This is a genomic window from Limimaricola cinnabarinus LL-001 (assembly GCF_000466965.1).
Lineage (GTDB): Bacteria > Pseudomonadota > Alphaproteobacteria > Rhodobacterales > Rhodobacteraceae > Limimaricola > Limimaricola cinnabarinus.
In genome coordinates, this window is sequence record NZ_BATB01000109.1 from 1 (window position 1) to 6,854 (window position 6,854).

Annotated in this window: 7 protein-coding genes and 1 pseudogene; 5 read left to right on the forward strand and 3 right to left on the reverse strand. The window is 68.1% G+C overall.

Annotated features, from left to right (window positions below; genetic code table 11):
- From merA to MBELCI_RS21385, 5 genes are all read left to right on the forward strand, one after another.
- On the forward strand, nucleotides 1–1,344 hold a 1,344-nt coding region (gene merA / locus MBELCI_RS18025), incomplete at its 5' end, for a mercury(II) reductase (RefSeq protein ID WP_052512778.1).
- Nucleotides 1,345–1,470: 126 nt separating this feature from the next.
- Complete coding sequence (locus MBELCI_RS18030; protein ID WP_235047696.1) at nucleotides 1,471–1,707, forward strand: hypothetical protein; 237 nt, start codon at nucleotides 1,471–1,473, stop codon at nucleotides 1,705–1,707.
- Nucleotides 1,708–1,753: 46 nt separating this feature from the next.
- Nucleotides 1,754–3,100, forward strand: coding sequence for a dihydrolipoyl dehydrogenase family protein (locus MBELCI_RS18035; protein ID WP_021695687.1), 1,347 nt, complete (start codon nucleotides 1,754–1,756; stop codon nucleotides 3,098–3,100).
- A gap of 167 nt (nucleotides 3,101–3,267) precedes the next feature.
- Complete coding sequence (locus tag MBELCI_RS18040; protein ID WP_021695688.1) at nucleotides 3,268–4,098, forward strand: protein NO VEIN domain-containing protein; 831 nt, start codon at nucleotides 3,268–3,270, stop codon at nucleotides 4,096–4,098.
- The gene (locus MBELCI_RS21385; RefSeq protein WP_021695689.1) at nucleotides 4,095–4,511 is read left to right on the forward strand and encodes a hypothetical protein; all 417 of its coding nucleotides are present in this window, start codon (nucleotides 4,095–4,097) and stop codon (nucleotides 4,509–4,511) included. The genes MBELCI_RS18040 and MBELCI_RS21385 overlap by 4 nt, the downstream gene beginning before the upstream one ends.
- Before the next feature lie 789 nt (nucleotides 4,512–5,300).
- Here the strand turns inward: MBELCI_RS21385 and scpB are convergent.
- The 3 genes and pseudogenes from scpB to MBELCI_RS22850 form a co-directional block, all read right to left on the reverse strand.
- A pseudogene (gene scpB, locus MBELCI_RS18050) lies at nucleotides 5,301–5,873 on the reverse strand (SMC-Scp complex subunit ScpB); the annotation flags it as partial.
- A gap of 2 nt (nucleotides 5,874–5,875) precedes the next feature.
- Nucleotides 5,876–6,223, reverse strand: a complete 348-nt coding sequence (locus MBELCI_RS22845) for a DUF1403 family protein (protein ID WP_369385497.1) — start codon at nucleotides 6,221–6,223, stop codon at nucleotides 5,876–5,878.
- 208 nt (nucleotides 6,224–6,431) lie between these two features.
- Entirely contained in the window at nucleotides 6,432–6,758 is a 327-nt protein-coding gene (locus MBELCI_RS22850; protein WP_369385498.1) for a DUF1403 family protein, read from the reverse strand.
- Nucleotides 6,759–6,854: the final 96 nt, after the last annotated feature.

Genomic DNA, 6,854 nt, shown 5'->3' on the forward strand with positions numbered 1-6,854 from the left:
TCGGCTGCCATCACCGCCGCAGAAGCCGGGGCGCGGGTCGCCCTGATCGGCGACGGGACCATCGGCGGCACATGCGTCAACGTGGGCTGCGTGCCCTCCAAAGCGCTGATCCGCGCGGTGGAGGGCCTGCACCATGCGCGCGCTGCGAACCGGTTCGACGGCATCGAGGCCGGGGCCCGCGTTACCGGCTGGGCCGCAACGGTGGCGCAGAAGCACGCGCTGGTGGAGGAGCTGCGCATGGCGAAATACGCGGACGTTCTGCCCCGGCACGAGAATATCGACTACATCGAGGGCCGCGCCCGGTTCGACGACGCGGGCCGGCTCACCGTGGACGGCGATGTCTTTCCAGCGGCGAAGATCGCCATCGCGACCGGCGCCCGCCCGCATGTGCCAGCGATCCCCGGTATCGAGGCGGTTGATGCCCTCGACAGCACCTCGGCGCTGGAACTGACCGAATTACCCACCTCGATGCTGGTCCTCGGCGCGGGCTATATTGGGGTGGAACTGGCGCAGTTATTCGCTCGTGCCGGTGTCGAAGTGACGGTAATCAGCCGCCGGGGCGTGCTGCCGGAGGCAGAGCCCGAGGTTTCCGAGGCGCTGGAGGGCTACCTTTCCGAGGAAGGCATCCGCCTGGCGCGGGTCAGTGGCTACGAGAGCGTAGCACGCGACAGCGGCGGGGTGCGCCTGACCGGAACAGGCGGAGAGAGCTTCGAAGCCGAGCAACTGCTGCTCGCCACCGGTCGGGTGCCGAACAGCGAAGGTCTGAACCTCGGAGCCGCCGGGATCGAGACCGACGCGCGGGGCGGGATCGTCGTCGACGCGCAGATGCGCACCGCCAACCCGAAGGTCTGGGCCGCGGGCGACGTCACGGGGCGCGACCAGTTTGTCTACATGGCAGCCTATGGGGCCAAGCTCGCCGCCCGGAACGCGGTGGCGGGCGAGGCGCGCAGCTATGACAACGGCTCGATGCCCTGGGTGGTGTTCTCCGACCCGCAAGTGGCGGGCGTGGGTCTGAGCGAGGCACAGGCGCGCAGCGCGGGGCACGAGGTCGTCACCTCGGTGCTGCCGCTCGACGCCGTGCCGCGCGCGCTGGCCGCTCGCGACACGCGCGGGCTGATCAAGCTGGTGGCGGATGCAGTCAACAAGCGGCTGCTGGGTGCGCAGATCCTCGCCCCCGAGGGCGCCGACAGCATCCAGACGGCGGCGATGGCGCTGAAGGCGGAGCTGACCTACGAGGAGTTGGGGGACACCATCATGCCCTATCTCACCACCGTCGAGGGGTTGAAGCTCGCCGCCCAGACCTTCGAGAAGGACGTGGCTGCACTCAGCTGCTGCGCCGGGTGACCCCATGAGCGAGAGATCGAAGCGCGACCTCCTCGGCTCGGCCCGCAGCGCCGCCTTCGCTTGGTGGTTGCCCATCGGCGCCATGGTCCTGGCGATCCCGCTGTCCGATGGTCCCAAGCAATCTGGGTGCTGGCGCTGGCGTGGATGGGCGGGGCCTGCCTGCTCAACGCCCGACGCTGCGGCCGGGTGCATTGCCGCTACACCGGTCCCTTCCTGCTGGCGATGACGCTGCCGGTGCTGGGGCATGGCACCGGGCTGTTGCCACTGGGCGAAGATGGCTGGCTCTTGCTCGGCCTTGCGATTGGCGGTGGCACAGCGGCGATCTGGGGACTGAGCGAACGACTGCTGGGTCGCTACCGTTGAGGCCCCGCTCCACTCCCTCCCGACCTATGTAAAACGAGGAGCAGAAATGACCGACACGCTCGACCTGATCGTCATCGGCGCCGGCATGGCCGGGATCAACGCCGCGAAGAAATGCAGCAAGGCCGGCTGGTCCGTCGCCATCGTCGACGAGCTGCCCTATGGCGGCACCTGCGCGCTCAGGGGCTGCGACCCGAAGAAGATGCTGCGCGCCGGTGCCGAGGCGGTCGAGGCCGCGCGGCGGCTCGAAGGCAAGGGCGTCACGGGCGAGACCCGGATCGACTGGCCGGCGCTGATGAAGCACAAGGAGAGCTTCACCGACCCAGTGCCCGAGAGCAGGGAAAGTGGGCTGAAGGAGGCCGGGGTGCGGACGCTGCATGGCCGCGCCCGATTCACCGCTGAGGACCGGATCGAGATCGAAGGTCATGGCGAGATCGCTTTTCGCCACGCCCTGATCGCCGCTGGAGCAAAGCCGCGACCCTTGCATTTCCCCGGCGCCGAGACGCTGATCGACAGCACCGACTTCCTGAACCTCGCCGAGCTGCCGCGCCGGATCGTTTTCGTCGGTGGCGGCTACATCTCTTTCGAGTTCGCGCATATAGCCGCGCGGGCCGGGGCACAGGTGACGATCCTCGATCGCGGCGCGCGGCAGTTGAAGATGTTCGATCCGGATCTCGTTGACATGCTGCTCGAGCGCAGCCGCGCCGCCGGGATCGAGATCGTGGCCGAGGCTGTGCCGGAGAGCGTCGAGGATGCAGACGGCACGCACCACGTAATCTATCGGACGGCGGGGGAGAGCCACGCCATCGAGGCCAACCTCGTCGTCCACGGCGCGGGTCGCGTGCCCGCCATCGACCATCTCGACCTCGCCGCTGCCAAGATCGAAATCGAGAACGGGGGTGTGAAGGTCACGCCTTGGCTGCAATCCCCGTCGAACCCGCGCGTCTTCGCAGCCGGCGACGCGGCCGCCTCGCCCGGCAAACCGCTGACCCCGGTGGCGGTGTTCGAAGGCAAGATCGCGGCCTCGAACATGCTGAATGACAAGCGCACCGAGCCAGACTACTCAGGCGTTCCGAGCGTGGTGTTCACCATCCCCGAGCTGGCGCGGGTCGGCCTGCTCGAGGAGGAGGCGCGAGAAAGGGCCGATGTCGAGGTGAGCTTCACCGACACCTCCGGCTGGTTCTCACAGAAACGTCTGGGCGAAAGCCATGCGGGCGCGAAGATCATCACGGCCAAGGACGGGCAGATCCTCGGCGCGCACATGTTCGGCCCGGACTACGCCGAACTGATCAATGTCTTCTCCCTGGCGATCAAGCTGAAGCTGACGGCGGCCCAGGTGAAAGCCATGCCGGCCGCCTATCCGACCAGAGCGTCTGATATCGGCTCGATGTTCTGAAAAGAACAGCGGCCCTTCGCTGCGCGATCCTCCAACGTCGGGTAAGGGCCGTTTGCGACAGCGACTGAGAAACCTCTCCTCGGTCGCTCCAAAGCCCGATAAGCAAGCAATCCTTGAGAACCTCGAACTCTAATGACACTTAACCTGCCCCATCGTAGCCTGACGGCATGAACTCGAGCGATTGGTCAGACTTCGAAAACGACGCCGTCGTCGCAGCCTACTTTGCGATGCTCAGCGATGAGTTGTCTGGGCGGCCCTACAACAAGGCAGCCCAGAACAGGGCTTTGCAGCAGCAGATCGGTCGAAGCCGCGGCTCGATCGAGTTCAAGCTGTGCAACGTGTCCGCGGCCTGCCTTGGCCTCGGACTGCCGATCATCCAAGGCTACCTGCCCCGGTTCAACGCACAGATGTCGCTGGCCGAGGCCGCCGCCCGTTGGCTCGCGCGGCACCCGGAATGGGAAGCAGCCCTGCATGGCAAAGCTGTCCCGCAGTTGACCGAGGCCACCATGCTCCACGTTGGCGTCGCACCGACTCTGCGCAACTCACCGCCCTCGGAAGATCTCGAGCACACGCAGCGCATTGCACGACGCTTCGACGTGGCCGGTCGAGATGAGCGCAACCGTTCTCTGGGTCATGCCGGCGAAGAACGGGTGCTTCGCCATGAGATCCAAGTCCTGCGGCAAAGCGGCCGCGAGGATCTGGCGGGGCGGGTCCGCTGGGTCTCGCAGGAAGATGGCGACGGCGCGGGCTACGATATCGCCAGTTTCACGGCCGAAGGCCGGGAGCGCCTCATCGAGGTGAAGACAACCAACGGGTGGGAGCGGACCCCCTTTCACATCTCGCGCAACGAGATCGAGGTGGCGCAGGAGCGCCGGGATGACTGGCATCTCTTCCGGCTCTACGACTTTGCGCGTGCGCCGAAGGCGTTCGAGCTGCGTCCCCCTCTCGACGCGCATGTCTCGCTGACCGCCACGAGCTTTCGCGCGAGCTTCCAGTGACCGATACGCCGCGCCGCTTCGCCCGCACCATCGGCATTGATTATTCGGGGGCCGAGACCGCAGAGGCGAGCCTCAAGGGATTGCGAGTCTATCAGACCCTCTGTGACGAGGAGGCGCAGGAAGTCCTGCCGCCCGTAGGGCCTCGAAAATACTGGACCCGGCGCGGGTTGGCGGCATGGCTGATGCAGGAGCTGGACAGCCGCGTGCCGACGATCGTGGGTATCGACCATGCGTTCTCCTTCCCGATGCGCTATTTCGAGCGTCACCGTCTGGCGCCGGACTGGCCGAATTTCCTGGACGACTTCTGCGCGCATTGGCCGACGGACGAGCCGCACACCTATGTCGACTTCGTGCGCTATGGCCACGTCGGTAACGGGCGGCCCGGACAGGCGAGCGAACCTGGCGCCGCCTGACCGAGGAGGCCACCGGATCGGCGAAGTCGGCGTTTCATTTCGACGTGCAGGGCTCCGTGGCGAAGTCCACCCATTCCGGACTCCCCTGGCTTCGCGCGTTGCGCAGGGCGAGGCCAAGGCTTCACTTCTGGCCATTCGACGGCTGGGCTCCGGCTTCGGGGGCCTCGGTGGTCGTCGAGGCGTATCCGCGGCTCTGGAGTGCGACCTATCCGCGAGACGCGCGCACGCCCGACCAGCATGACGCCTATGCCATCGCGCGATGGCTCCAGGAGGCCGATCGCAGCGGAGATCTTTCAGGCGCCTTTGCGGCACCTGCGCCCGAACCGATCGCCATGACGGGACAGGTCGAGGGGTGGATCCTCGGCTCCACTTGGCCGCCGGCTAAAAAGTCGAAGTCGAAGCAGAAACTGCGCACACAAAGGACGGCACCGGCCGGGACGACCAGGCCGGGCTTTGTCAATCGAAACGAACAAGAAGTCCTGCGGAAGACCGACCTTCCCGGCAACGACCACAACCAGCTCGTCTACATCCTTCAATGCCGACGCTGCGGCGAACGCTACGGGGCGAACGGCTCGGACATCTTTCAGCGACGCTGTCCGGCTTGCGGGGCTGGTCGACCAGGGCTGCCGATCGGTGACGCATGATGAGGGGCACCTCGAGCCGCCGCACGTGCTGAGCGATATCCGCTATGCAGGGGACTGCCGGCAAGACAGACAGAAAGCGAACGAAGCCACTGGCGGGCGATCGAGAAGGTGCGTGGGCCAAAGGTCCCGCCGTCACCTTGCCCTGTTCCGCCGCCAGTCCCGCATCGCGCAGCGCTTCGGCATCAGGCAGGTCCCGCAGGTCCGCCAGCCCGAAGGCGGCGAGGAAGCCCGCCGTGGTGACGTAGGTATAGGGTGCCCCGCGACGCGGCGCGCGCGGCCCCGGCGCGATCAGCTCGCGCGCGGCCAGCCGACCGATCAGATCGCGGGAGATCTCGCGCCCGAAGATCTCGGCCAGCCCGTCACGGGTGACCGGCTGGTGGTAGGCGATGGCGGCGAGCACCGCGAGGTCGCGCTCGGACAGGCCGACCTCCCGGTCCCCGAGATTGGCAGCGGTGCGGATCACCGCTCCGTAGGCGGGCCGGGTGCGCAGCATCCAGCCTTCGCCGATGCGCACCACCTCGTAGGGCCGGTCGGCCAGTTCCGCGGCAAGATCGTCGAGCAGCAGATCGAGCGCCGCCCCCTGCCCCACGACCTGCGCCAGATCCCCGCGCGGCACCGGCCGGGCACTGGCGAACAGCACCGCCTCGATCCGCCGCATCCATTCGCGCCAGCGCAGCTCGCGCGGCAGCTCGTCCAGCTCGCGGTCGATCATCTCCATGCTCAAAGCCCGTAGAGCCGGAAGCTGTCGCGGCCGGTCAGCTCGCGCAGCGCGCCCAGGGCCACCAACCGGTCGCAAAGCCGCCGCGCAGCTCGGTCCGACATCAGACGGGTCAGCGCCGCCGGTGCCAACGCATCCTGTGTGAGAAACAGCGCGACGGCCGCCCCCGCGCCCTTGGCGCGCAGCTTCGGCGTCACGGCGTGCAGCCGCGCGGCGCGCCGGGCCAGATCCTGCGCCAGACTGGCGGCCTGGGTCGCGGCGCGGGCCATAGCTCGATGGCAGGCCAGCCGCAGATCGTCCCCCTCGCGCCGCAGATCGCGCGGTGCCAAGCCGTTGGCCAGCAGTGGCACGATCCGGCCCCAGCCAAGCGCTTGGCCAGCGCCACGTCGGCCAGGATCAGCGCTGCCGTCTCGGCACGGGGCATCTCGGTCAACACGGCCTCCAGCACCTGCGCGACCCGTACCATGGGTGCCCCCGGCATCGCCAGGCACCGCCCGACCAGATCCGGCGAGACGCCGGGCAGTCCCGGCGCGAGGGCGCTTGCCGCCAGCGGCCGCGTCACCGCGCGCCGCCAGGCTGGCCGATCTCCCCCGCCGGGCCGAGCGGATCGCCCGGGCGCGACAGGCACAGCGCGTTGCGCAGTTCCGCCAGGCCCTCCGCTCGCCCCGAAAGCCTCACAGTTGCCGCGGCGGCCTTGAGCGCCAGCCGGTCGCGCCACAGCGCCAGAGGCAAGCCAGGCTGGGTCCTCACGCCTTGCAGATGCGCCAGCGCCGCGCCGACGCGGAACGCGGCCTCCTCGGAATCCGCAGCGCGGCCGGTGACGGCCCAGCCCGGCGCGGCGGGCCAGGAGGGGGCGGGATGGTCTGGATGCAGGAGGACGGACATGCCCCGCGGCTACCGGGTTGCGGCGCTTTTGTCCATCATTCGACGCAATAACCGCCGCGCCCTGTAGTTATCTTTCATGTCCGATAATCTTGGTTT

Coding starts and splice junctions, on each gene's coding strand:
- MBELCI_RS18035 (WP_021695687.1), top strand. CDS start 1,754: ATGACCGACACGCTCGACCTGATCGTCATCGGCGCCGGCATGGCCGGG.
- MBELCI_RS18040 (WP_021695688.1), top strand. CDS start 3,268: ATGAACTCGAGCGATTGGTCAGACTTCGAAAACGACGCCGTCGTCGCA.
- MBELCI_RS22850 (WP_369385498.1), bottom strand. CDS start 6,758: ATGTCCGTCCTCCTGCATCCAGACCATCCCGCCCCCTCCTGGCCCGCC.